Source organism: Pseudomonas sp. 15C (genome assembly GCF_055484735.1).
In genome coordinates, this window is record NZ_JBUDGD010000001.1 from 12,008 (window position 1) to 35,899 (window position 23,892).

22 protein-coding genes are annotated in these 23,892 nt (G+C 60.9%); 16 read left to right on the forward strand and 6 right to left on the reverse strand.

The genetic code is table 11. The features are described from left to right. Positions 1-90 precede the first annotated feature (90 nt). The 3 genes from ACYYKW_RS00060 (at position 91) to ACYYKW_RS00070 (ending at position 1,810) form a co-directional block, all read left to right on the forward strand. Positions 91-435 carry a pentapeptide repeat-containing protein gene (locus tag ACYYKW_RS00060; protein ID WP_093098293.1) on the forward strand — a complete coding sequence of 115 codons (345 nt, stop codon included), beginning with the start codon at positions 91-93 and terminating at the stop codon, positions 433-435. Between the two features lie 285 nt (positions 436-720). Continuing rightward, positions 721-993 carry a TfoX/Sxy family protein gene (locus tag ACYYKW_RS00065; protein WP_016773175.1) on the forward strand — a complete coding sequence of 91 codons (273 nt, stop codon included), beginning with the start codon at positions 721-723 and terminating at the stop codon, positions 991-993. 16 nt (positions 994-1,009) lie between these two features. Then, positions 1,010-1,810 (forward strand): Crp/Fnr family transcriptional regulator, encoded by an 801-nt coding sequence (locus ACYYKW_RS00070; RefSeq protein WP_464989241.1) that lies wholly within the window; start codon positions 1,010-1,012, stop codon positions 1,808-1,810. Between the two features lie 227 nt (positions 1,811-2,037). Here the strand turns inward: ACYYKW_RS00070 and ACYYKW_RS00075 are convergent, their stop codons facing one another. The 4 genes from ACYYKW_RS00075 to ACYYKW_RS00090 are packed head-to-tail and all read right to left on the reverse strand — an operon-like array spanning position 2,038 to position 5,579. Beyond that, a complete protein-coding gene (locus tag ACYYKW_RS00075; RefSeq protein ID WP_464989152.1) occupies positions 2,038-2,886 on the reverse strand; it encodes a ChaN family lipoprotein in 849 nt (282 codons plus the stop codon). Between the two features lie 19 nt (positions 2,887-2,905). After that, a complete protein-coding gene (locus tag ACYYKW_RS00080) occupies positions 2,906-3,673 on the reverse strand; it encodes a heme ABC transporter ATP-binding protein (RefSeq protein ID WP_464989153.1) in 768 nt (255 codons plus the stop codon). Next, positions 3,673-4,656 carry a FecCD family ABC transporter permease gene (locus tag ACYYKW_RS00085; protein WP_464989242.1) on the reverse strand — a complete coding sequence of 328 codons (984 nt, stop codon included), beginning with the start codon at positions 4,654-4,656 and terminating at the stop codon, positions 3,673-3,675. Before ACYYKW_RS00085 ends, ACYYKW_RS00080 begins: the two co-directional genes overlap by 1 nt. A gap of 50 nt (positions 4,657-4,706) precedes the next feature. Continuing rightward, complete coding sequence (locus ACYYKW_RS00090; RefSeq protein WP_464989154.1) at positions 4,707-5,579, reverse strand: heme/hemin ABC transporter substrate-binding protein; 873 nt, start codon at positions 5,577-5,579, stop codon at positions 4,707-4,709. Between the two features lie 164 nt (positions 5,580-5,743). On the opposite strand from ACYYKW_RS00090, the gene ACYYKW_RS00095 reads away from it, so the two are divergent. Next, positions 5,744-6,061, forward strand: a complete 318-nt coding sequence (locus tag ACYYKW_RS00095; protein WP_093098275.1) for a Rieske (2Fe-2S) protein — start codon at positions 5,744-5,746, stop codon at positions 6,059-6,061. Here the strand turns inward: ACYYKW_RS00095 and sfsA are convergent. Both sfsA and ACYYKW_RS00105 read right to left on the reverse strand, forming a co-directional pair. Then, positions 6,058-6,771 (reverse strand): DNA/RNA nuclease SfsA, encoded by a 714-nt coding sequence (gene sfsA, locus ACYYKW_RS00100; RefSeq protein WP_093098272.1) that lies wholly within the window; start codon positions 6,769-6,771, stop codon positions 6,058-6,060. The two genes, ACYYKW_RS00095 and sfsA, sit on opposite strands and share 4 nt — an antisense overlap. Continuing rightward, on the reverse strand, positions 6,771-7,940 hold the full coding sequence (locus tag ACYYKW_RS00105; RefSeq protein ID WP_464989155.1) for a pyridoxal phosphate-dependent aminotransferase: 1,170 nt from the start codon (positions 7,938-7,940) through the stop codon (positions 6,771-6,773). Before ACYYKW_RS00105 ends, sfsA begins: the two co-directional genes overlap by 1 nt. Before the next feature lie 333 nt (positions 7,941-8,273). Between ACYYKW_RS00105 and dksA the strand changes: the two genes are divergently transcribed. The 12 genes from dksA (at position 8,274) to acs (ending at position 23,839) form a co-directional block, all read left to right on the forward strand. Further along, positions 8,274-8,717, forward strand: a complete 444-nt coding sequence (dksA, locus tag ACYYKW_RS00110) for an RNA polymerase-binding protein DksA (protein ID WP_090286337.1) — start codon at positions 8,274-8,276, stop codon at positions 8,715-8,717. A 204-nt stretch (positions 8,718-8,921) separates the two neighbouring features. Beyond that, positions 8,922-9,815: a tRNA glutamyl-Q(34) synthetase GluQRS gene (gene gluQRS / locus ACYYKW_RS00115; protein ID WP_464989156.1), complete on the forward strand. Its 894-nt coding sequence runs from the start codon at positions 8,922-8,924 to the stop codon at positions 9,813-9,815. 77 nt (positions 9,816-9,892) lie between these two features. Next, positions 9,893-10,069, forward strand: coding sequence for a hypothetical protein (locus ACYYKW_RS00120; protein ID WP_003176118.1), 177 nt, complete (start codon positions 9,893-9,895; stop codon positions 10,067-10,069). Further along, on the forward strand, positions 10,053-13,007 hold the full coding sequence (locus ACYYKW_RS00125; protein ID WP_167359909.1) for a sensor histidine kinase: 2,955 nt from the start codon (positions 10,053-10,055) through the stop codon (positions 13,005-13,007). Before ACYYKW_RS00120 ends, ACYYKW_RS00125 begins: the two co-directional genes overlap by 17 nt. Before the next feature lie 22 nt (positions 13,008-13,029). Next, positions 13,030-14,466: a sigma-54-dependent transcriptional regulator gene (locus ACYYKW_RS00130; RefSeq protein ID WP_093098263.1), complete on the forward strand. Its 1,437-nt coding sequence runs from the start codon at positions 13,030-13,032 to the stop codon at positions 14,464-14,466. Between the two features lie 733 nt (positions 14,467-15,199). Then, on the forward strand, positions 15,200-16,600 hold the full coding sequence (locus tag ACYYKW_RS00135) for a polynucleotide adenylyltransferase PcnB (RefSeq protein WP_090286346.1): 1,401 nt from the start codon (positions 15,200-15,202) through the stop codon (positions 16,598-16,600). A 4-nt stretch (positions 16,601-16,604) separates the two neighbouring features. Further along, positions 16,605-17,090, forward strand: a complete 486-nt coding sequence (folK, locus tag ACYYKW_RS00140; protein WP_464989157.1) for a 2-amino-4-hydroxy-6-hydroxymethyldihydropteridine diphosphokinase — start codon at positions 16,605-16,607, stop codon at positions 17,088-17,090. Positions 17,091-17,490: 400 nt separating this feature from the next. Next, complete coding sequence (panB, locus tag ACYYKW_RS00145) at positions 17,491-18,291, forward strand: 3-methyl-2-oxobutanoate hydroxymethyltransferase (RefSeq protein WP_090286350.1); 801 nt, start codon at positions 17,491-17,493, stop codon at positions 18,289-18,291. Further along, complete coding sequence (gene panC / locus ACYYKW_RS00150) at positions 18,288-19,148, forward strand: pantoate--beta-alanine ligase (RefSeq protein ID WP_093098256.1); 861 nt, start codon at positions 18,288-18,290, stop codon at positions 19,146-19,148. Before panB ends, panC begins: the two co-directional genes overlap by 4 nt. A gap of 207 nt (positions 19,149-19,355) precedes the next feature. Next, positions 19,356-19,736 (forward strand): aspartate 1-decarboxylase, encoded by a 381-nt coding sequence (panD, locus tag ACYYKW_RS00155; RefSeq protein ID WP_093098254.1) that lies wholly within the window; start codon positions 19,356-19,358, stop codon positions 19,734-19,736. Positions 19,737-19,969: 233 nt separating this feature from the next. Further along, complete coding sequence (gene pgi, locus ACYYKW_RS00160) at positions 19,970-21,634, forward strand: glucose-6-phosphate isomerase (protein WP_093098252.1); 1,665 nt, start codon at positions 19,970-19,972, stop codon at positions 21,632-21,634. Between the two features lie 267 nt (positions 21,635-21,901). Next, positions 21,902-23,839 (forward strand): acetate--CoA ligase, encoded by a 1,938-nt coding sequence (gene acs, locus ACYYKW_RS00165; RefSeq protein WP_464989158.1) that lies wholly within the window; start codon positions 21,902-21,904, stop codon positions 23,837-23,839. Positions 23,840-23,892: the final 53 nt, after the last annotated feature.

Consider the following 23,892-nt stretch of genomic DNA (forward strand, 5'->3'; position numbering starts at 1 on the left):
AAAATATTTCGGCCGTGAAGCCCTCGCTCGCTTCACGGCCGCCAAATAGTGGCACTATACTGGCGTCATAAAACCAACAGGTGATCTGACATGAGCCAGCCGAAACTTCTCGATACCCCGCTGTATGCCTTGCTGCACAAAGACGACATCACTGGTTTCAACAAGGAACGTCCGCTGGACGGTCCGATCGACATGGTCGGTGGCGACTTCCGCGGTCTCGATCTGCGCGAGTTGAATGCCGATGGCGTGGATTTCCGCGACGCGTATTTCCGTTCCGCCGATTTGCGTGGCATCGACTTCCGTAACGCGCAGCTTGAAGGCGCAAGCCTGGCCCACGCGCAAATTTCCGGTGCCTACTTCCCGCCGGAGCTGAGTGCCGACGAAATTCTGATGTCGATGAATTTCGGCACGCGCTTGCGCTATCGCACACGCTGATAGCCCCATTACTTCCTGACACAACGCCATCCCCTGTAGGAGTGAGCCTGCTCGCGATAGCGGCTTCACATTCAATAAATAGATTGCCTGCCCGTCCGCTATCGCGAGCAGGCTCACTCCTACATTGATTTGTGTTCCCCCTCCTTTCTGCGCTCGCAGGCGTTCAAACACCCTTTCTTAGAAGCATTTGCGTCGAATCCGACCAAACAACCACGCTTTTCCTACTGATGGCTACACTCCTGAGAAGCTCGCCCACGCACCATTCGGCCGTCGCAAGGAGGCTTGATGAATGATGAACTGCAACACCTGAAAAATCTTGGCAAGACGTCGGCGCAATGGCTGCATGCCGTGGGCATCCACAGCGCCTCGGACTTGCGGCGGCTCGGCGCAGTGGACGCCTACCGGGCCGTGCGTACCCGCGGGTTTCGTGCATCGAAGGTGTTGTTGTATGCGATCGAAGGCGCGCTGATGGATGTGCACTGGAACGACATCCCCGCCGAACGCAAGGACGCTCTGAACAAGCAGCTCGAAGCCATTTCCGCGCGTCACAAGAACTGAACGGGCAGTGACCGTCATGTATTTACTGGGCGAACAATCGGCACGTACCGATGCAATGATCAACCGTTTGCAAAGCCTGCCCGTGCAGTGGTTGCGAGATCTCGCACCTTGCGGGCCGGTTTTGCAGGTCGATGCAACGGATGACTTGCTGCCCCTGCTGCCCGCCGAACAGTTGTTTCTGCTGATTGATGGCGTGGTCAATGGCTGCATCGGTGCGCGACCGCTGTTTTACTGGCAGGAAGGCGATTTGATTGGTCTGCAGCAGGGTGATGTCTGGGCTGATTGTCACTGGTGCTGCGATGCGCCGCTGCGTTTGCAGCCTTACCGTCGCGAGGAGATGTTTCGGCATCTGTTCGCTGACGCAGGCAGAGCGCAGCAGTTCGTCGAGTATCTGCAGGGCCACCTGGCGATTCTCGCCCACGCCGTAGCGGAGCTGAAACCGCGCGAATTTCGCAGCAGCAACGGTTTCAAACGAGTCGCGGCGGGGGAAATCCTGATCAGGCAGGGTGACATTGCCGATCATGTGTTTGTGATCATCGACGGGCATGCCGAAGCATTTGTCGACGGGCACAAGGTCGGTGACGTGCCCAGGGACGAGATCTTCGGTGCCATGGCGATCTTCACTGGCGAGCCGCGCAACGCCACGGTAATCGCGCGCGTCCCGAGTACAGTGATGATGATTCCCGGTGATCAGTTTCTGAGCATGACCCGCACCAATCCGAAGATCGCGCACAGCCTGATCGAAAGCATGGCGCGGCGCATCGGGCAATTGAATCGGCAGATCGCCCCCTCCACAGTGGCTGAAGGCCAACGCTGAAGCCCTGAATTCACGCGGTATTCCGGCCATTTACCCGACTAAATCGTAAAAACGGCAAATCAGTGGTTGACGCGCTAATGAGAATCGCTATGATTATCACAACTGGTCGCGAGATCAGTCGATATTCTGAAAAGCCCTTGGTTCGGACTCTCAGATTATCTCCTCATCAGGCTAATCACGGTTATTTGACCCGGTTCTTACCGGGTCTTTTTTTGCCCGCAGAAAAGTCATTTGCCGAACTGTTGGCGCATCTGTTCGCAGTAATCCGGCTTGGCCGTAGCAGGCGTGTACCAGACATAATCGGCCATCGCAGCCGTCACCGCGTCGCCCTGTTCGGCCATTATCAGCACCGTGGACTCCTTGGCCGCGCCCAGATCGAGAACATGCAGCGGCACGCCGGCGTCCTTGCGCGCATGCCACGCGCCAGCCAGAAGGATTGAGGGCGTGGGCGCCGCAAGCAGCCGTTCAGCCATGCGCCGATCGCGCTGTTGCTGAACCGCCAGCATCGCCGGCATTTGCGACTCGGGCAGCAAGCCGCAGTGGGAATCGCTGATCTGTCGCAGCAGTTTGTCCTGCACCGATGCCGCGTTGCTGCGCGCACCGCTCAACGCCGGAGCCTGGTGATAAACAGCACGGATTTCGTTATCGTCGAGATTGGCCGCCAGCAGCGGATACGGTTGCGAGAGCGCGAAGCGCACGATCGGCCCATAAAGCGCCCAGTCCCAGCCGTCCTGCCAGTCCAGTGCTTTGGCAACAGCGGCGGATTCCGCCATCTGACGCGCGGCAGCGACTTTTGGCTGCTGATCCGGGGTGAGCATTTCCAGCAGCAGACTGCCCTGCTGGCGCTGCTCACCGAGCGCTTGCAGCAGCCATAACTGCGCAGCGTGATGATCGGCATTGTCATGCTGCTCACCGATGATCAGTCGCTCTGGCCTCGCGAGACGCCTCACCAGTTGCTCTGCGGTCAGCACTTTACCGGTGTGCAGGTCGCGAATCTCGCCACTGACCGGCGCTGGCGCAACAGCATGCTGACACCCTGCAAGCAACACCAGCATCAATAACCACAGTCCTCGCATGCACACCTCGACGATTCAGTCAGCGGGCGATGATCAGCGGATGGCCGCGCTCCGGATGCGGCTGCACCAGCACTTCCAGTCCGAACACCGCTTGCAGTGTATCCGGCTGCAGCACCTGCTCCGGCGTATCCAGGGCCAACGGTCGGCCGTTTTCCAGCAGCAGGATGCGGTCACAGTAACGCGCTGCGAGGTTGAGATCATGCAGGATCACCAGCACTGCAGCGCCGCGATCGGCAAACTCGCGAACCGCCTGCAAGGTGGTGTGTTGATGCAGGGGATCGAGCATCGACGTCGGCTCGTCGAGCAACAGCGTTTGCCCGGCCTGCCCCGGCCAGAGTTGCGCCAGCACCCGCGCCAGATGCACACGCTGACGCTCGCCGCCGGACAACGCCAGATAACTGCGCCCGCTCAGATGCCCGGCATCGGCGGCCGCCAATGCTGCAGCGATGATTTCCTCGTCACGCACGCGGCCGCTTTGATACGGCAAGCGGCCCATGCCCACCACGTCTTCGACGCGAAAGGCAAAGTCCAGCGTCGATACCTGCGGCAACACTGCCAAGCGTTGCGCACGCTGGCTTCGCGCCCAGTCGTGCAATGGCTTGCCGTCGAGCGACACCTCGCCCGCGCTGGCGGCCAACTCGCCGCACAACGCGCCGAGCAAAGTGCTTTTGCCCGCACCGTTCGGGCCGAGTACGCCGAGCACTTCGCCCGCTTCGAGTTGTAGCGTGACCTCATCGAGCACGGTTTTGCGCCCGCGCTGAATCTGCAGATTGTGCGCACGCAGCATCAGGCCCGCCCTCGCAGCAGCAGATACAGAAAGAACGGCGCGCCGATGAACGCCGTGACGATACCGATCGGCAATTCCGCCGGCGCCAGCGCCAGCCGCGCCACCAGATCGGCGAGCAATAACAGGCTGCCACCGGCCAGCACCGAAGCCGGTAACAGCACCCGGTGATCCGGCCCGGCAAGCAGTCGCACAAGGTGTGGCACCACCAGCCCGACGAAACCGATCATGCCCGCCGCCGCCACCGCCGCGCCGACACCCAGCGCGGTGCAGAACACCAGCTCACGCTTGAGCCGCTCGACGTCGATCCCCAAATGCCCGGCCTCCGACTCGCCAAGCAACAACGCATTCAACGCCTTGGCCCGACGCGGCAGCCATAACGCGACACCGGCGCTGATGATCAGCAACGGCCACAGCCGCGCGTAACTGGCGCCATTAAGGCTGCCGAGGTTCCAGAAGGTCAGCGTGCGCAGGGTCGCGTCATCCGCCAGATAGGTGAACAGGCCGACGGCCGAGCCGGCCAGCGCCGTCAGCGCGATGCCTGCCAGTAACATCGTTGCGACGTGGGTCTGACCGTTGCGCCGACCGAGTCGATAGACCAGCGCCGTTACCCCGAGCCCGCCGAGAAACGCGCACACCGACAGCAGATAGGGTGCAAAACCCTCTGGCACATCGCCAAACACCGCGCCACCGACAATCGCAATCGCCGCTCCCAGCGCCGCGCCACTGGAAACCCCGACCAATCCCGGGTCGGCCAGCGGATTGCGAAACAAGCCCTGCATGGCGACGCCGGACAACGCCAGCACACCGCCCACCGCCAGACCGAGCAAAGTCCGCGGCAGACGAATCTGCCCGAGGATCAGTTCAGCCTGCTCCAGCCCGTCCGGCGGCAGCGGCACGCCCAGCAGGCGCAACGCTGCACGCAATGTGTCGAACAGCGGCAAGCTGACCGGTCCGAGGGCCAACGACAACCAGGTCGCCAGCAGACACAGCAGCGTCAGGCCGATGAACAGGCCGCGCGGTTTGACCAGTGGGGTCATTGGCCGCCCTTGGCCGGATAAAAACCGTCAGTCAGGTTTTTCAGCGCAGCCGGCAAGCGCGGCCCGAGTCCGCCGACCAGCAACGTCGGATCCAGCTCCATCACCCGCCCGGCCTTGGCCGCGCGGCTGGAATTGAGAATCGGGTTCTCCTTGAACAGCGCGGTTTTCGCCGCCTCGCCGCTCAGCGCGCGGTCGGCGAACACCAGCACTTCGGGATCGAGGCTGGCGAGCGATTCCACCGAAAACGGTTTGTAACCGCTGTGGGTCGCCAGATTACGCCCGCCTGCCTGTTGCAGCAGCCAATCGGCGGCGGTGTCCTTGCCGGCTATCAGCGGTTTGCCTCCTGCGTGACCGAGCAACAACAGCACGCCCGGGGCTTTTTGTGCGGTTTGCGCCTGAGCCACCCGCGTCTGTTGCGCATCGAGTTGCTGTTGATAAGTTTGCAGCAGTTGTTTCGCCTGCGCCTCGGCGCCCAGCAGTTGGCCCAGGTGAATGAGGTTTTGCGCAAGCGTCGGCAGATCCGCTTGCGCCGAAAACAGCTCGACGCGGACCTTGGCTGCCTTGACCTGAGCCAGCACCGGCGGCGGGCCCATTTCTTCGGTGCCGATGAGAATGTCCGGGCGCAGACTGAGAATGCCCTCGGCGGAAAGACTGCGCTGATAACCGATGCTTGGCAGCGCCTTGAGCGATTGCGGATGCTGGCTGGTGGTATCGACGCCGACCAGTTTCGTCTCGCCGCCCAGCGCGCTGACCCACTCCGACAGCGCACCGCCGGCGCTGACCCAGCGTTGCGGCAGATCAGCCGCGACAGCGTGATGACTGAACAGCCAGCCGACACACAACGCAGCAATGCGGGTACTCAGGCGCATACACAGCTTCCTTGGATAAGGTTTCCCGGGCATCCGCAGAGCGAGCCAAGTATCCTCGACAGCTGCCAGACTCCCTGTGGGAGAGGGTCGCCATTTGATAATTGTTTGCATTTAAACGTCAAGCTCAGACATATCCAGACACGAGCAGACTCTTGAGGATAGCCATGAAGTTTCTCTGCGCCGGCGATGAGCTGGTCGAGGCCTGCAGTCGCGGCTTCGAAATCGACGGCAACAAACTGTTCGCCGTGCGCCGTGGCGGGCAGGTTTACGTTTATCTGAATCGCTGCCCGCACCGTGGCGTCGGGCTGGAATGGCAACCTGACCAGTTTCTCGACCCGAGCAACAGCCTGATCCAGTGCGCCACCCACGGCGCACTGTTTCTGATCGAGGACGGTGAATGCGTCGCCGGTCCATGTGCCGGGCAAGCGCTGACGGCGATTGAATGCCTGGAAGACGCGCAAGGCGTCTGGATCGATGTTTAACCGTTAAGCCGCACATCAAGTCGGCGGTCGATGACCATTTCCTCATGATCCAGGCGCACGCCATAAGCCAGCACCTCCACGCCGCAGGCGACCGCTTCGCGCAACGCCTCGGCATAGGCCGAATCGATTTCCTCGGCCGGGCGCACGGCTTCGATGCCGGTCAGGTTTACGCAATACAGCTGCACCGCACGAATGCCGTCGCGCGCCAGATGCGCCAGCTCGCGCAGGTGTTTGGCGCCACGCTGGGTCACGGCATCGGGAAACGCCGCCACCGCCGTCCCGTCGAAACCCAGGGTGACGCTCTTCACTTCGATATAAGCCGGGCCGCTCGGGTATTCGAGGCGAAAGTCGATGCGGCTTTTTTCCTGCCCGTAGGCGACTTCGCGCTTCAACGCGGTAAAGCCGTTCAACTCGGTGATGATCCCGGCCTGCAAGGCTTCTTCGACCAGCCCGTTGGCCCGTGCGGTATTCACACAGAACAAGCGCCCCTGCGGCGTTTCGCCGATCTCCCAGGTGCCGGGCAACTTGCGCTTGGGGTCGTTCGAGCGGCTGAACCAGACCTGCCCGCCCTCGACCTGACAGTTGAGCATTGAGCCGGTGTTCGGGCAGTGGATGGTCAGCAACTCGCCGCTAACGGTTTCGATGTCGGCGAGAAAACGTTTGTACCGGCGGATCAGGCGCGCCTCTTCAAGCTGTGGATAAAAACGCATCAGCCTTGCCAGCTCTTCAGGCCACGGGCGATACGCTCCACCGCTTCCTGTAAGCGTCCAAGGTTTTGCGTGTAGGCGAAACGCACGTGGTGGCTGGCTTGGTGACGGCCAAAATCCAGACCCGGCGTGAAGGCAACGTGCTCGGTTTCGAGGAAATGCTGGCAGAACGCGAAGGCATCGCCGCCGAACTGGCTGATATCGGCATACAGATAAAACGCCCCTTCAGGCTCGACGGCAATGTTGAACCCCAGCTCACGCAACGCTGGCAAAAGGTAATCGCGGCGACGGCCGAATTCGGCGCGGCGCTCCTCGAAAATCGCGATCGTCGCCGGCTCAAAACAGGCCAGAGCCGCATGCTGCGCCATGCTCGGCGCGCTGATGTAGAGGTTTTGCGCAAGTTTCTCCAGCTCGCTGACCGCTGCGTCCGGCGCGACCAGCCAGCCGAGGCGCCAACCGGTCATGCCGAAATACTTGGAGAAGCTGTTGAGCACGAACGCACCGTCATCCACTTGCAGGACACTGGCGGCATCGGTGCCGTACGTCAGGCCGTGATAGATCTCGTCCACCACCAAATGACCGTGACGCGCCTTGATGGCGGTGGATAACCCGGCCAGTTCATCGCGCGTCAGAATCGTCCCGGTCGGGTTGGCCGGCGACGCGACCAAGGCGCCGACGCTGTCGCGGTCCCAATGCCGCGCGACCAGATCGGGGGTCAGTTGATAGCGCACGTCCGGCCCAACCGGGACCAACTGCGCCGCGCCTTCGACCAGTCGCAGAAAATGCCGGTTACACGGGTAGCCGGGGTCAGCCAGCAGCCAGTGCTTGCCCGGATCGACCAGCAATGCACTGGCCAGCAGCAGCGCACCGGAGCCGCCCGGGGTGATCAGAATCCGTCGCGGGTCGATGTTCAGCCCGTACCGCGATTGATAGAACCCGGCAATCGCCTCGCGCAGCTCGGGAATCCCGCGCGCCGCGGTGTAGCGGGTCTTGCCCGCCGTCAGCGCCGCTTGCCCCGCACGGATGATCGGCTCGGCGGTGGTGAAGTCCGGCTCGCCGATCTCGAGATGGATCACGTCGTGCCCGGCGGCCTGCAATTCATTGGCCCGCGCGAGCAGCGCCATCACATGAAACGGTTCGATCGCACGACTGCGCGCACTGTAGGGGGCCATTGAAATGCCTTCGACGGGAAAAAAGAGACGATTCTACCTGTCTGCCGGAACGAGGGAGAACCCGTGAAGGTCACAGCCTCAAGAACGCTGGACTGTAACGATCTGAACGTACGCTCCAGGATTGACTAAAATCAGTGATTGAACAGGTCTCCATTCCCACAGACACGGCTTGCCAAACATCTGCAAGCGCCACCCGCCGGGGGCTCGACATCCGGGAGTAGCGCAGGCTGATTTGATCTGGTAAGTTCGCCCGCTTGCAGCCGCAGGGCCGGCAGGTGTCGGTGATGGAGCAATCCTGCGCAATGGATTACAAGAGTAGAGGCGGTCCATTTCATGCCCACCCAAGCAAAGCAACAGCAGCAATCGACGATCAGCGGCTTCGAACCTTACGTTCCGCAGCCGGGCGAAGAGTACATGGGCGCCCCGATGCGCGCGCACTTCACCAAGATCCTGAACAAGTGGAAACAGGACCTGATGCAGGAAGTCGACCGTACGGTTGATCACATGAAAGACGAAGCGGCCAACTTCCCTGACCCGGCCGACCGTGCCAGCCAGGAAGAAGAATTCGCTCTTGAACTGCGCGCCCGCGACCGCGAGCGCAAGCTGATCAAGAAGATCGACAAGACGCTTGAGCTGATTCAGGACGAAGAATACGGCTGGTGCGAATCCTGCGGCATCGAGATCGGCGTCAAGCGCCTCGAAGCCCGCCCGACGGCGGATCTGTGCATCGACTGCAAGACCCTGGCGGAAATAAAGGAAAAACAGGTCGGCAAGTGATTGCGACCTGAACAAAAAACGGAGCGTGCGAACGCTCCGTTTTTGTTTCTACCTTTTGCTTCTGCCTTTGTTTTTTGTAGGAGTGAGCCTGCTCGCGATAGCGATGGATCAGTCAATATTTTTGTTGAATGTCACACCGCTATCGCGAGCAGGCGAAGGCCTACAGGTTGACCTGCATATTCCCTGAAAAGTAGCTTCGCTTTCATGACTGCCAAATCCCCCGCCTACATCGGCCGCTTCGCCCCGACCCCCAGTGGCCACTTGCACTTTGGTTCGCTGGTCGCCGCCCTCGCCTCTTACCTGGACGCGCGTTCGGTTGGCGGGCGCTGGCTGGTGCGCATGGAAGATCTCGATCCGCCCCGCGAAGAGCCCGGAGCGCAAGCGGCGATTCTCAAGGCGCTGGAGAGTTACGGTTTCGAATGGGACGGCGACATGGTGCGCCAGAGTGATCGCCACGACGCCTACGCTGAAGTGCTAGACAGCCTGTTCAATCATGGCCTGGCGTATGCCTGCACCTGTTCGCGCAAACAGCTCGAGCCTTACAACGGCATATATCCGGGCTTTTGTCGCAATGCCGGTCATGATCAACAGGACGCGGCGATCCGCCTGCGCGTGCCGGAGCTGGAATATCACTTCATCGACCGCGTGCAGGGCGAGTATCGCCAGCACCTGGGCCGGGATGTCGGCGATTTCGTGATCCGTCGTCGCGACGGGCTCTACGCCTATCAACTGGCGGTGGTGCTGGATGACGCCTGGCAAGGCATCACCGACATCGTGCGCGGCGCCGACCTGCTCGACTCGACGCCGCGCCAGTTGTATCTGCAGGAATTGCTCAGCCTGCGTCAGCCACGCTACCTGCACCTGCCGTTGATCACCCAGCCGGACGGCAACAAACTCGGCAAGTCCTACCGCTCGCCGCCGCTTGCGGCCGATCAGGCCACACCGTTACTGCTGCGAGCCCTGCGCGCACTGGGGCAAAACCCCGGCGCCGAACTCGCCCACGCTTCGCCGCGTGAACTGCTCGCCTGGGGCCGCGCGCACTGGGATGCCACGCAGATCCCGCGCACACTGACCCTGCCCGAGGCGCAACTGCAATGACGCCCCTTGCAGTCACGCGCCCATCCGTTACCATCGCCGCACGTTTTCGGGCACGCGCATAAAAAAGAGAGGCCGGGATGTACATCTATCGCTTGGTCCTGCTTTTAGTCGTGGGGATCTACCTGTTTTCCCCCGCCATCATGGATTGGTGGATCGACGCTACGGGCGCCTGGTATCGCCCCTATCTGCTCTGGCTGATCCTGATTGTCGTGACCTTCATCCTGCAGAGCCAAAAAGATGCCGATGAGCTTTAGCCTGACCCAGATGATCCTGGTCAGCGCCGCGTACCTGGCGGCACTGTTTGGCGTTGCCTGGGTCAGCGAACGGGGCATGATCCCGCGCGCGATCATTCGCCACCCGCTGACCTACACCTTGTCGCTGGGGGTTTATGCCAGTGCCTGGGCGTTCTATGGCACGGTGGGCCTCGCCTATCAATACGGCTACGGCTTTCTCTCGAGTTACCTGGGCGTGTCCGGTGCGTTTCTGCTGGCGCCGGTGCTGCTTTATCCCATTCTGAAAATCACCCGCACCTATCAATTGTCGTCGCTGGCGGATCTGTTTGCATTTCGTTTTCGCAGCACCTGGGCCGGCGCGCTGACCACGATTTTCATGCTGATTGGCGTGCTGCCGCTGCTGGCCCTGCAGATTCAGGCCGTGGCCGATTCGATCGGTATTCTTACCGGCGAGCCGATCCAGAGCCGCGTGGCGCTGGCGTTCTGCGCGCTGATCATCCTGTTCACAATCTTCTTCGGCTCGCGCCACATCGCTACTCGCGAGAAACACGAGGGGCTGGTATTTGCGATTGCCTTTGAATCGGTGATCAAACTGGTCGCCCTCGGCGGCGTTGGCCTGTACGCGCTGTACGGTGTGTTCGACGGGCCGCAACAGCTTGAACTGTGGCTGTTGCAAAACCAGACCGCCCTCGCCGCGCTGCACACGCCTTTGCAGGAAGGGCCGTGGCGCACCCTGCTGCTGGTGTTCTTCGCTTCGGCGATCGTGATGCCGCACATGTACCACATGACTTTTACCGAAAACCTCAACCCGCGCTCGCTGGTGAGCGCCAGCTGGGGCTTGCCGCTGTTTCTGCTGCTGATGAGCCTGGCGGTGCCGCTGATTCTCTGGGCCGGACTGAAACTCGGCGCCACGACCAATCCGGAATATTTCACCCTCGGCATCGGTATCGCCGCCAACAGCAAACCGCTGGCGTTGCTCGCCTATGTCGGCGGGCTGTCGGCGGCCAGCGGGCTGATCATCGTCACCACGCTGGCGCTGTCGGGCATGGCGCTGAACCATTTGGTGCTGCCGCTCTATCAGCCACCGGCCGAAGGCAATATCTACCGCTGGCTGAAGTGGACCCGCCGGGCGCTGATCGTCGCGATCATCATGGCCGGTTTCGGCTTCTACCTGATGCTCGGCGCCGAGCAGGATCTGGCCAACCTCGGCATCGTCGCGTTTGTCGCGACCCTGCAATTCTTGCCGGGAGTACTGTCGGTGCTGTACTGGCCGACCGCCAATCGTCGCGGGTTTATCGCCGGTCTGCTGGCGGGGATTCTGGTCTGGGTGGTGACCATGTTGTTGCCGCTGGTCGGCAATCTGCAGGGTTTCTACATTCCACTGTTGAACATGATCTACGTACTCGACGACACCAGTTGGCACATGGCGGCGATCGCCTCGCTGGCCGCCAACGTGTTGATGTTCACCCTGATTTCACTGTTCACCAACGCCAGCCCTGAAGAAGCCAGCGCCGCTGAAGCCTGCGCAGTGGATAACGTGCGTCGACCACAACGCCGCGAACTGCACGCCGCCTCACCACAGGAATTCGCCACGCAACTGGCGAAACCGCTGGGTGCCAAGGCCGCGCAGAAAGAAGTCGAGCAAGCGTTGCGTGACCTGTATCTGCCATTCGACGAGCGCCGCCCGTACGCCTTGCGCCGTTTGCGCGACCGCATCGAGGCCAACCTGTCCGGACTGATGGGACCGAGCGTCGCCCAGGACATGGTCGAAACCTTCCTGCCGTACAAGGCCGGCGGCGAAAACTACGTCACCGAAGACATCCATTTCATCGAAAGCCGCCTCGAGGATTACCACTCGCGCCTCACCGGGCTTGCCGCTGAACTCGATGCGCTGCGCCGCTATCACCGCCAGACCTTGCAGGAACTGCCGATGGGCGTCTGCTCGCTGGCCAAGGATCAGGAGATCCTGATGTGGAACAAGGCCATGGAAGAACTCACGGGGATTGCCGCGCAGCGTGTCGTCGGCTCGCGCTTGAGTACCATTGGCGAGCCGTGGAAAGATCTGCTGCAGGGCTTCATCAATCTGCCCGATGAGCATTTGCACAAACAGCACCTGACCCTCGATGGCCAGACCCGCTGGTTGAACCTGCACAAAGCGGCGATCGATGAACCGCTGGCGCCAGGCAACAGTGGCTTGGTATTGCTGGTCGAAGATCTGACCGAAACACAAATGCTCGAAGACAAACTGGTGCATTCCGAACGTCTGGCCAGCATCGGTCGGCTGGCGGCGGGCGTAGCCCACGAAATCGGCAACCCGATCACCGGCATCGCCTGCCTGGCGCAGAATCTGCGCGAGGAACGCGAAGACGACGGCGAACTGACGGAAATCAGCGGGCAGATTCTCGAACAGACCAAACGCGTCTCGCGCATCGTTCAGTCGCTGATGAGTTTCGCCCATGCCGGCAGCCATCAGCACAGCGACGAGCCGGTTTGCCTGGCCGAAGTGGCGCAGGATGCGATTGGTCTGCTGGCGCTGAACCGACGCAATTTCGAAGTGCAGTTCTATAACCTGTGCGATCCCGAGCACTGGGTCGAAGGCGATCCGCAGCGGCTCGCCCAGGTCTTGATCAACCTGCTCTCCAACGCCCGCGACGCCTCGCCGCCGCACAGTGCGGTACGGGTCAAGAGCGAAGCCGGCGAACACACGGTCGACCTGATCGTGGAAGACGAAGGCAGCGGTATTCCGAAGAACATCATGGACCGATTGTTCGAACCTTTTTTCACCACCAAGGATCCTGGCGAAGGCACCGGTCTGGGCCTTGCACTGGTCTATTCCATCGTTGAAGAGCATTATGGACAAATCACCATCGACAGCCCGGCTGATGTAAACAGCCAGCGCGGCACCCGTATCCGGGTGACATTGCCGCGTCATGTCGAAGCGACGTCCGCTGTGAACTGAGACCGTCGAGAGTATCGAATCAATGCCGCACATTTTGATCGTCGAAGACGAAACAATTATCCGCTCCGCCTTGCGCCGCCTGCTGGAACGCAACCAGTACCAGGTCAGCGAAGCCGGTTCAGTGCAGGAAGCACAAGAACGCTTCACCATTCCTACGTTCGATCTGATCGTCAGCGATCTGCGCCTGCCGGGCGCGCCGGGCACCGAGCTGATCAAGCTCGGCCAGGGCACGCCGGTGCTGATCATGACCAGTTACGCCAGCCTGCGCTCGGCGGTCGACTCGATGAAGATGGGCGCGGTCGATTACATCGCCAAGCCTTTCGACCACGATGAAATGCTGCAAGCCGTGGCCCGCATCCTGCGTGATCGTCAGTCGGCACCGGCTGCCGCTGAAACCGCCTCGAGCAAGCCTGCCACTGGCAACGGCAAAGCCTCTGTGGATAACAGCAACGGTGAAATCGGCATCATCGGTTCGTGCCCGCCGATGCAGGATCTGTACAGCAAGATTCGCAAAGTCGCGCCGACCGATTCCAATGTGCTGATCCAGGGCGAGTCCGGTACCGGCAAGGAACTGGTCGCCCGCGCCCTGCACAACCTGTCGAAGCGCGCCAAGGCGCCGATGATCTCGGTGAACTGCGCGGCCATTCCGGAAAGCCTGATCGAGTCCGAACTGTTCGGCCACGAGAAAGGCGCGTTTACCGGCGCCAGCGCCGGGCGTGCCGGTCTGGTCGAAGCGGCGGACGGCGGCACGCTGTTCCTCGACGAGATCGGCGAACTGCCGCTGGAAGCCCAGGCTCGCCTGCTGCGTGTGTTGCAGGAAGGCGAGATCCGCCGGGTCGGCTCGGTGCAGTCGCAGAAAGTCGACGTGCGCCTGATCGCCGCGACCCACCGCGACCTCAAGGGCCTGGCGAAAATCGGCCAGTTCCGCGAAGACCTTTATTACCGTCTGCACGTGATCGCCCTGAAACTGCCGGCCCTGCGCGAGCGCGGTGCCGACGTCAACGAAATTGCCAATGCTTTCCTTGCCCGCCAGAGCGCGCGCATCAACCGTACCGACCTGAAGTTTGCCGCCGATGCCGAACAGGCCATCCGGCATTATTCCTGGCCGGGTAACGTGCGCGAGCTGGAGAACGCGGTCGAGCGCGCGGTGATTCTCAGTGAAAGCCCGGAGATTTCGGCCGACCTGCTGGGCATCGATATCGAGCTGAGCGATCTGGAAGACGACGAGTTCATCGGCCTGCCGCCGCAAACCGGCGGTAGCGCCAGCAACAGCAGCCATGAGCCGACCGAGGATCTGTCACTGGAAGACTACTTCCAGCACTTCGTCCTCGAGCATCAGGACCACATGACCGAGACCGAACTGGCGCGCAAACTGGGCGTGAGTCGCAAATGCCTGTGGGAACGCCGTCAGCGCCTGGGCATTCCACGGCGCAAGACCGGGGTAGCGAGCGAGAGCTGAACGTTACCTGTCGCGTGCGCGGGTAACGCATGACATTGTGAAAAAACTGTTACCGCAGTCGATTCACGTAACAGAAGCCGGGGTTATCGGTAACGAAACCCCGGCTTTTTTTCGCCCCTGCAAAACGGTTAAATCGCCCTAACCCCTTGTTTTACTGGGGTTCGCAAAAGTTGGCACGCACCCTGCTATATGTTTGGTACAAGAACAATAACAAGCAATGTACAAGACAATAAAAATAAGACGAATCGACTCACGCACAATAAAAACAAGACGGCGAGAGGCGCAGCTAACTGATTCTTTTGGAGAGGCGTTGTATTTGGGGCTTGCCCCACGACCAGGCCGAGAACAACAAAAACTGTCCTAAGACAGAGCCTGTACTGGTTGGATCGACAGATCACTGCAATTCAGCGACCAAAGCAATCCGTTTGCTCTTGGCTCCCGATTGGGAGGGTCACGAAGGAAACACTTCGTGGCGAGGGCACTCAACAAAAACAAGAAGCCCGAATCAATAATAAAAAGAGCACGCAACTACTTCTTGGGGAGCTTCGGCTCCCCTTGTAGTTTCTTCCCCGCGCAAATCCCCCCTGCTTTGCCTCGCTCGACCCTTGCAGCTTGCGGCTTACAGCTCATATCTGCGGTGTCCTACACCATCCCTCGACTAAATGCTAGAATCTGCGCCCATCATGCGGTCATTCTTTGGTATGGCCGAACATTCCTTCAAACAGTGCATCCCATGCTGAAGAAGCTGTTCCAGTCATTCCGAACTCCCGTGCGTCGTACGCAACACATCCGCAGCACCCCTGAAGTGCTCAACAGCGGTCAACATTCGCTGCAGAAAACGCAATTCAGCCGCTATGCGGTGAATATCGTCGAACGCCTGCAAGGTGCCGGTTACCAGGCTTATCTGGTCGGCGGTTGCGTGCGCGACATGCTGCTGGGCATCACGCCCAAGGATTTCGACGTCGCCACCAGCGCCACGCCCGAGCAAGTGCGTGCCGAATTCCGCAATGCGCGGATCATCGGCCGGCGTTTCAAGCTGGTGCACATCCATTTCGGTCGCGAAATCATTGAAGTCGCGACCTTCCGCGCCAACCACCCGGTCAACGAAGACGACGAAGACAGCAACCAGTCTTCGCGCAACGAGAGTGGGCGGATTCTGCGTGACAACGTTTACGGCACCCTGGAAGAAGACGCGCAACGCCGCGACTTCACCATCAACGCCCTGTATTACGATCCGGTCAGCGAGCGCATCCTCGACTACGCCAATGGCGTACACGACATCCGCAATCACCTGATCCGTCTGATCGGTGACCCGAAGCAGCGTTACCAGGAAGACCCGGTGCGCATGCTGCGCGCGGTGCGTTTTGCCGCCAAGCTCAATTTCGGCATCGAAAAGCACACGGTGCAGCCGATCCGCGAACTGGCGCCGATGCTGCGCGAGATTCCTTCGGCGCGGCTGTTCGAAGAAGTGCTCAAGCTGTTCCTCTCGGGTCACGGCGCGATCACCTTCGAAATGCTCGTCGATCTGCAACTGTTCGCCCCGCTGTTCCCGGCCAGTGCCGACGCGCTGGAATACAACCCGGAATATACGCACACGCTGATCAGCGAAGCCCTGACCAACACCGACCTGCGCATCAAGCAGAACAAACCGGTGACCCCGGCGTTCCTGTTTGCCGCCCTGCTCTGGCCGGCGCTGCCGGCGCGCGTGTTGCGCTTGCAGGAACGTGGCATGCCGCCGATCCCGGCGATGCAGGAAGCCGCCCACGAGCTGATCGCCGAGCAGTGCCAGCGCATCGCGATTCCGAAACGCTTCACCATGCCGATCCGCGAAATCTGGGACATGCAGGAACGCCTGCCACGGCGCAGCGGCAAACGTGCCGACCTGCTGCTGGACAACCCGCGTTTCCGCGCCGGATACGACTTCCTGCTGCTGCGTGAAAGCGCTGGCGAGGAAACCGACGGCCTCGGCGAATGGTGGACCGACTATCAGGACGCCAACGACAGCGAACGTCGCGACATGATCCGTGACCTCGGCGGCAAGAGTGACGACGCCAGCGGGGCACCACGCAAGCGTCGTCGCAGCAGCGGCGCCAAGCGCAAACGCGCCGGCGCACCGAGCGCTACAGGCGAGTAAAGGCATGGAACGCGTTTACATCGGCATGGGCAGCAATCTGGCTGACCCGGCCGAACAGTTGCGCAGCGCCGTCACGGCGCTGGGGCAATTGCCGCACACCCGTCTTGTCGGCGTTTCCGCCTTCTATCAAAGCGACTCGCTGCTGCCGGGCCAACCGCGTTACACCAACGCGGTCACCGCGCTCGACACGACTCTCGCGCCGCTGACGCTGCTCGATGCCTTGCAGGCAATCGAGAACGACCAGGGCCGCGAACGCCTGGAACGCTGGGGCCCGCGCACGCTGGATCTGGATATCCTGTTGTTTGGCGATCGCCTGATCGACGAGCCACGATTGAAAGTCCCGCATTATCAGATGCAGGAACGTGCGTTCGTGCTGTATCCGCTGGCTGAACTGGCACCGCAGGATCTGCGTCTGGTCGATGGCCGCACGCTGACAGACCTGCTGGCCGCCTGCCCGTTCGTCGGTCTGGAACGCATTTCCCAAGCCTGACGCAAATCCAGATTGCAGGAGTGAGCCTGCTCGCGATGGCGGTGGGTCAGTCACGGAAATGTTGATTGACCCACCGCTATCGCGAGCAGGCTCACTCCTACAGTTGATCGCATCATATTCACGATTCTTGTCCGACAAAAAATCCTCGAATCAGCCCCGCCGCGCCGCTGAATCGCATCAGTAACGCCGGTAACACCGCGTGCGTAACAATGCGGTAACACACGCAATTGACTTCCGCTTGGCTCCTCACGACTATAGGCGTCCCGCTGCCGCCAACCCGGCACATACGGGCGCAATCCAGGCCTTATAAGCACGACAAAAGAGCGTGCGCCTGAGTAGATGACGAATCACGCGCGTTACTCGCTGTAGTTTCCAGAGCGCCTGAACGAGGATTTTTTACATGCCAGCCATTACCCTGACCACGCTCCAGAGCCTCAAGCAGAAAGGTGAAAAGATCACCATGCTGACCTGCTATGACGCGACCTTCGCCCACGCCTGCAACCAGGCCGGTGTCGAAGTGCTGCTGGTGGGCGACTCCCTCGGCATGGTCCTGCAAGGTCACGACAGTACTTTGCCGGTGACCACCGCAGAAATGGCCTATCACACCGCCTGCGTCAAACGCGGCAACAGCGACGCGCTGATCCTGGCCGATCTGCCTTTCATGGCCAACGCCACCCTCGAACAGACCCTGAGCAACAGCGCCACGCTGATGCAGGCCGGTGCGCACATGGTCAAGGTCGAAGGCGCGCTGTGGCTGGCCGAGTCGATCCGCCTGCTCGCCGAACGCGGTGTGCCGGTCTGCGCGCACATGGGGCTGACCCCGCAAGCGGTGAACATTCTCGGTGGCTATAAAGTGCAGGGTCGCAACGAGAACCAGGCGCGGCAGATGCGCGCCGATGCGATCTCGCTGGAGCAGGCCGGTGCAGCGATGCTGCTGCTTGAATGCGTGCCCAGCGAACTGGCCGCGGAGATCAGCCAGGCGGTGAAGATTCCGGTCATTGGTATCGGTGCCGGTAACGCCACGGATGGTCAGGTTCTGGTGCTGCACGACATGCTCGGCCTGTCGATCACCGGTCGCGTGCCGAAGTTCGTCAAGAACTTCATGCACGGCCAGGACAGCATCCAGTCCGCGCTGAAGGCTTACGTCAGCGAAGTCAAAGCCACCACGTTCCCCGGCATCGAACACGGATTCTCCGCATGAACACCGTCAAAACCGTACGCGAACTGCGCGCCGCCGTCGCCCGCGCGCGCAGCGAGGGCAAGCGCATCGGCTTCGTGCCGACCATGGGCAACCTGCACAGCGGTCACGTCGCGCTGGTGACCAAAGCCACGCAACGGGTGGATTTCGTCGTCGCGAGCATTTTCGTCAACCCCCTGCAATTCGGCGCCGGCGAAGACCTCGACAAATACCCGCGCACGCTGGCGGCCGATCAGGAAAAACTGCTCGAGGCTGGCTGCTCGCTGCTGTTCGCCCCGACCGTCGAGGAAATGTACCCCGACGGCATGGCCGGGCAGACCCGCGTCAGCGTCCCGCAATTGTCCGAAGGGCTGTGTGGTGCCAGCCGTCCCGGGCACTTCGAAGGCGTGGCAACCGTCGTCAGCAAACTGTTCAACATGGTCCAGCCGGACCTGGCGATTTTCGGCCAGAAGGATTATCAGCAACTGGCGGTGATCCGCGCACTGGTACATGACCTGAACATGCCGATCCAGATCATCGGCGAGCCGACCGTACGCGCCGCCGATGGTCTGGCGCTGTCTTCGCGCAACGGCTTCCTCAGTGATGAACAACGTGCGGTGGCTCCGGCGGTGTATCGCTCGCTGAGCAGCATTGCCGAATCGATCAAGCAAGGTAACCGGGATTTCCCGGCGCTGATCAGCGCGCAGTTGCAAGCGCTTGAAGCAGCCGGCCTGCGCCCGGATTATCTGGAGATCCGCCACGGTTTGACCCTGCGTCCGGCAACGGCTGAGGATCGCGATCTGGTGATTCTGGTGGCGGCGTTTCTGGGCACCACGCGGTTGATCGATAATTTGCATCTGAACCTCGATACGCCCGCTTAAAACCACCGCAATCCCTCTGTAGGCCTTCGCCTGCTCGCGATAGCGGTGTGTCAGTCAGCATTAGTGTTGAATGACACACCGCTATCGCGAGCAGGCGAAGGCCTACAGTGTTTTTCAGCGTCATGAAGATTGCATTCCAGCCATATTGCCGCCCCCAAAGCCTTCGGGCACACTGCCCGCCGTTCGATTCCAACCCGGGAAACCCCAATGCACGCGATCATGCTCAAGGCCAAACTGCACCGCGCCGAAGTCACCCATGCGGTGCTCGATTACGAAGGTTCGTGCGCCATCGATGGCGAATGGCTGGACCTGTCCGGCATTCGTGAATATGAGCAGATCCAGATTTACAACGTCGACAACGGCGAGCGTTTCACCACCTACGCGATTCGTGGCGAAGAAGGCTCGCGGATGATTTCAGTCAACGGCGCCGCGGCGCACAAGGCCAGCGTCGGTCATCGCGTAATCATCTGCGCTTACGCCCATTACAGCGAAGCCGAACTGGTCAATTTCAAGCCGCGCATGCTCTACATGGCGCCCGGCAACGAGCTGAGCCACACCAGCAACGCCATCCCCGTTCAGCTCGCCTGAAACCGCCGCAGCGCCCGCTCCCCCTCCGTTTGTCGGCCAAATCCCTGTTCGGATGTTAAAAAAGTACAGGGATCTGGTCAGACAAAGTCAAGACAGATCGCAGCGCGAGGTTTACTGTATTCGCCCTGTGTCCGCAAATCGTGTCGATGCAGTCGATCCCGCGTCCCAACAGCGGCGTGCCGGGTCTGTTCAGTGTTCAAAAGGCCGTTCAAGTAAAAAGGAAAACCGCAGCGATGGCGTACTACCGCACTCCTCATGACGTTACCGCTCTGCCTGCCTGGCAAGCGTTGAAAGATCACCGCCAAGCCATGCAGGATTTCAGCATGCGCGAAGCCTTCAACGCCGATCCGCAGCGCTTCAATCAGTTCACCCTCAGCAGCTGCGGACTGTTTCTCGATTATTCAAAGAATTTGATCAACGCCGAGACCCGCAATCTGCTGGTGGGTCTGGCCAATGAAGTCGACCTCCAGGGCGCGATCAAAGCGCTGTTCGACGGCGAAATCGTCAACGCCTCCGAAGGCCGCCCGGCGCTGCATACCGCTCTGCGCCGTCCGGTTGGCGACAAGCTGTCGGTCAATGGCGTCAACGTGATGCCGGACGTCCATAAAGTGCTCAACCAGATCACCGATCTGGTCGGCCGCATCCATGACGGTCTGTGGCGCGGTTACACCGAGAAGCCGATCACCGACGTGGTCAACATCGGCATCGGTGGCTCGTTCCTCGGCCCGGAGCTGGTTTCTGAAGCGCTGCTGTCGTACGCGCAGAAAGGCGTGCGCTGCCACTATCTGGCGAACATCGATGGCAGTGAGTTCCACGAGCTGACGCAAAAACTGCGCGCCGAGACCACGCTGTTCATCGTGTCGTCGAAATCCTTCAACACCCTCGAAACCCTGAAGAACGCCCAGGCCGCACGCGCCTGGTACCTGGCGCAGGGCGGCTCGGAAGCCGAGCTGTATCGTCACTTCATCGCCGTTTCGAGCAACAACGCTGCTGCGGTGGCATTTGGCATCCGCGAAGAAAACATCTTCCCGATGTGGGACTGGGTCGGCGGCCGTTACTCGCTGTGGTCGGCGATCGGTCTGCCAATCGCCCTGGCCATCGGCATGTCCAACTTCAAGGAACTGCTGTCCGGTGCCTACACCATGGACCAGCATTTCCAGACCGCGCCGTTCGAACAGAACATGCCGGTGCTGCTGGCCCTGCTTGGCGTGTGGTATGGCAACTTCTGGGGCGCGCAAAGTCACGCGATCCTGCCGTACGACCATTACCTGCGCAACATCACCAAGCACTTGCAACAGCTGGACATGGAATCCAACGGCAAGAGCGTGCGCCAGGACGGCACCTCGGTGTCGACCGATACCGGTCCGGTGATCTGGGGTGGCGTCGGCTGCAACGGTCAGCACGCCTACCATCAGTTGCTGCACCAGGGCACCCAGTTGATCCCGGCCGACTTCATTGTGCCGATCGTCAGCTTCAACCCGGTTGCTGATCACCACCAGTGGCTGTACGCCAACTGCCTGTCGCAGAGCCAGGCGCTGATGCTCGGCAAGACCCAGCCGGAAGCCGAAGCCGAGCTGCGCGACAAAGGCATGAGCGAAGAAGATGTGCGCAAACTCGCGCCGCACAAGGTGATTCCGGGCAACCGTCCGAGCAATACGCTGGTGGTCGAACGCATCAGCCCGCGTCGCCTCGGCGCGCTGGTGGCGATGTATGAACACAAGGTGTTCGTGCAAAGCGTGGTCTGGGGCATCAACGCCTTCGACCAGTGGGGCGTGGAGCTGGGCAAGGAACTGGGCAAAGGCGTTTACAACCGTCTGGTCGGCAGTGACGAAAGCGTGGCTGACGATGCCTCGACTCAAGGCCTGATCAACTATTTCCGCGGCCGTCACCGCGGTTGATTTGACCTATCGGCCCACAAGGTTTGGCTCAACCCAGATCCTGTGGGCACAGAGATCCCTTGTAGGAGTGAGCCTGCTCGCGATAGCGGTGTATCAGTCAGCATTGATGTTGAATGATTCATCGCTATCGCGAGCAGGCTCACTCCTACAGTTGTTTTGCGGTGCCTTCGAAATCAGGTCCAGCCATCAGATTCCTGATCCGGCTTGAACCCTTGCGTCTCTCGGCGCATCTTTATCCTTGTCGCACCACAAGAATAAGGAACCGTCATGTTCGATATCAGTACGTTCCCCAAAGCCGATGCCGTGCGCCGGGCTGCTCAGTTGAGTCAGGACGATTATCGGCGTCTGTACCGCGAATCCATTGAACACCCCGACACCTTCTGGGCCGAACAGGCCACGCGCTTCCTCGACTGGAGCACGCCGTGGCAGACCGTGCAGCACTACGATCTGCAAACCGGTGAAGCCGCCTGGTTTGCCGGGGGCAAACTGAACGTCAGTTACAACTGCATCGACCGTCACCTGGCAGAACGCGGTGAACAGACCGCGCTGCTCTGGGAAGGCGACGACCCTGCCGAATCAGCGCAGATCACCTACAAAAAACTTCACCATCACGTTTGCCGACTGGCCAATGTGCTGAAAAGCCGTGGGGTGAAAAAAGGCGACCGGGTGTGCATCTACATGCCAATGATCCCGGAAGCGGCTTACGCCATGCTCGCTTGCGCACGGATCGGTGCCATCCATTCGGTGGTGTTTGGCGGTTTCTCCCCCGACTCTTTGCGTGACCGTATTCTCGATGCTGATTGCCGCACGGTGATCACCGCTGATGAAGGCGTGCGCGGCGGCAAGTACGTGCCGTTGAAACACAATGTCGACAAAGCCCTGCAAAATTGCCCCGACGTCAGCACCGTGGTGGTGGTCGAGCGCACCCAGGGCAAGGTCGATTGGGCCGAGGGCCGTGACGTCTGGTATCACCAGGCCGTGCGCGAAGTCAGCGACAACTGCCCAGCGGAACCGATGGACGCCGAAGACCCGCTGTTTATCCTCTACACCTCCGGCAGCACCGGCAAACCCAAAGGCGTACTGCACACCACCGGCGGCTATCTGCTGCAAGCGGCGATGACCTTCAAATACGTGCTCGACTACCGTGACGGCGAAGTGTTCTGGTGCACCGCCGATGTCGGCTGGGTCACCGGCCACAGTTACATTGTCTACGGCCCCCTGGCCAACGGCGCGACCACACTGATGTTCGAAGGCGTGCCGAGTTACCCGAGCAGTTCGCGATTCTGGCAGGTCATCGATAAACACCAGGTCAACATTTTCTATACTGCGCCGACCGCACTACGCGCATTGATGCGCGAAGGTGCCGGACCGTTGAAGGAAACTTCGCGGCAGAGCCTCAGATTACTCGGCAGCGTCGGCGAGCCGATCAACCCGGAAGCGTGGGAATGGTATTTCAACGTGGTCGGCGAACAGCGTTGCCCGATCGTCGACACTTGGTGGCAGACCGAAACCGGCGGCATCATGCTCAGCCCACTGGTCAGCGCCCAACGCATCAAACCGGGTTGCGCCACGCAGCCAATGTTCGGCGTGCAGCCGGTATTGCTCGATGAACATGGCAAGGAAATCCACGGCGCCGGCAGCGGCGTGCTGGCGATCAAGTCCAGTTGGCCAGCGCAGATCCGCAGCGTTTATGGCGACCCGCAACGCATGGTCGACACCTATTTCAAGCCCTACCCCGGCTATTACTTCAGCGGCGACGGCGCGCGACGCGATGAGGATGGCGATTACTGGATCACTGGGCGCATTGACGACGTGATCAACGTTTCCGGGCATCGCATCGGCACCGCTGAAATCGAAAGCGCACTGGTGCTGCACGACAGCATCGCCGAAGCAGCCGTGGTCGGTTACCCGCACGACGTCAAAGGCCAGGGCATCTACGCCTTCGTCACGCCCATGGACAGCACCGAAGCGAACGAAGAATTGAAAAAGGATCTGCTGGCGCACGTCAGCAAGGAAATCGGCAGCTTCGCCAAACCGGACCTGATCCAGTGGGCGCCAGCCCTGCCGAAAACCCGTTCGGGCAAAATCATGCGGCGGATCCTGCGCAAGATCGCCTGCAATGAGCTCGACAGCCTGGGCGACACCTCTACACTGGCTGACCCGGGCGTGGTGCAGACGTTGGTCGATAAACGGCTCAACGGTTGAGAGCTGCAAGTTTCAAGCTGCAAGCTGAAGCGGTCCGCATTGACTTGCAGCTT

Bases quoted from the DNA above. Each gene is read 5' to 3' on its own strand.
- ACYYKW_RS00060 (WP_093098293.1), top strand. From the start codon at position 91: ATGAGCCAGCCGAAACTTCTCGATACCCCGCTGTATGCCTTGCTGCAC.
- ACYYKW_RS00065 (WP_016773175.1), top strand. From the start codon at position 721: ATGAATGATGAACTGCAACACCTGAAAAATCTTGGCAAGACGTCGGCG.
- ACYYKW_RS00070 (WP_464989241.1), top strand. From the start codon at position 1,010: ATGTATTTACTGGGCGAACAATCGGCACGTACCGATGCAATGATCAAC.
- ACYYKW_RS00075 (WP_464989152.1), bottom strand. From the start codon at position 2,886: ATGCGAGGACTGTGGTTATTGATGCTGGTGTTGCTTGCAGGGTGTCAG.
- ACYYKW_RS00080 (WP_464989153.1), bottom strand. From the start codon at position 3,673: ATGCTGCGTGCGCACAATCTGCAGATTCAGCGCGGGCGCAAAACCGTG.
- ACYYKW_RS00090 (WP_464989154.1), bottom strand. From the start codon at position 5,579: ATGCGCCTGAGTACCCGCATTGCTGCGTTGTGTGTCGGCTGGCTGTTC.
- ACYYKW_RS00095 (WP_093098275.1), top strand. From the start codon at position 5,744: ATGAAGTTTCTCTGCGCCGGCGATGAGCTGGTCGAGGCCTGCAGTCGC.
- sfsA (WP_093098272.1), bottom strand. From the start codon at position 6,771: ATGCGTTTTTATCCACAGCTTGAAGAGGCGCGCCTGATCCGCCGGTAC.
- ACYYKW_RS00105 (WP_464989155.1), bottom strand. From the start codon at position 7,940: ATGGCCCCCTACAGTGCGCGCAGTCGTGCGATCGAACCGTTTCATGTG.
- dksA (WP_090286337.1), top strand. From the start codon at position 8,274: ATGCCCACCCAAGCAAAGCAACAGCAGCAATCGACGATCAGCGGCTTC.
- gluQRS (WP_464989156.1), top strand. From the start codon at position 8,922: ATGACTGCCAAATCCCCCGCCTACATCGGCCGCTTCGCCCCGACCCCC.
- ACYYKW_RS00120 (WP_003176118.1), top strand. From the start codon at position 9,893: ATGTACATCTATCGCTTGGTCCTGCTTTTAGTCGTGGGGATCTACCTG.
- ACYYKW_RS00125 (WP_167359909.1), top strand. From the start codon at position 10,053: ATGCCGATGAGCTTTAGCCTGACCCAGATGATCCTGGTCAGCGCCGCG.
- ACYYKW_RS00130 (WP_093098263.1), top strand. From the start codon at position 13,030: ATGCCGCACATTTTGATCGTCGAAGACGAAACAATTATCCGCTCCGCC.
- ACYYKW_RS00135 (WP_090286346.1), top strand. From the start codon at position 15,200: ATGCTGAAGAAGCTGTTCCAGTCATTCCGAACTCCCGTGCGTCGTACG.
- folK (WP_464989157.1), top strand. From the start codon at position 16,605: ATGGAACGCGTTTACATCGGCATGGGCAGCAATCTGGCTGACCCGGCC.
- panB (WP_090286350.1), top strand. From the start codon at position 17,491: ATGCCAGCCATTACCCTGACCACGCTCCAGAGCCTCAAGCAGAAAGGT.
- panC (WP_093098256.1), top strand. From the start codon at position 18,288: ATGAACACCGTCAAAACCGTACGCGAACTGCGCGCCGCCGTCGCCCGC.
- panD (WP_093098254.1), top strand. From the start codon at position 19,356: ATGCACGCGATCATGCTCAAGGCCAAACTGCACCGCGCCGAAGTCACC.
- pgi (WP_093098252.1), top strand. From the start codon at position 19,970: ATGGCGTACTACCGCACTCCTCATGACGTTACCGCTCTGCCTGCCTGG.
- acs (WP_464989158.1), top strand. From the start codon at position 21,902: ATGTTCGATATCAGTACGTTCCCCAAAGCCGATGCCGTGCGCCGGGCT.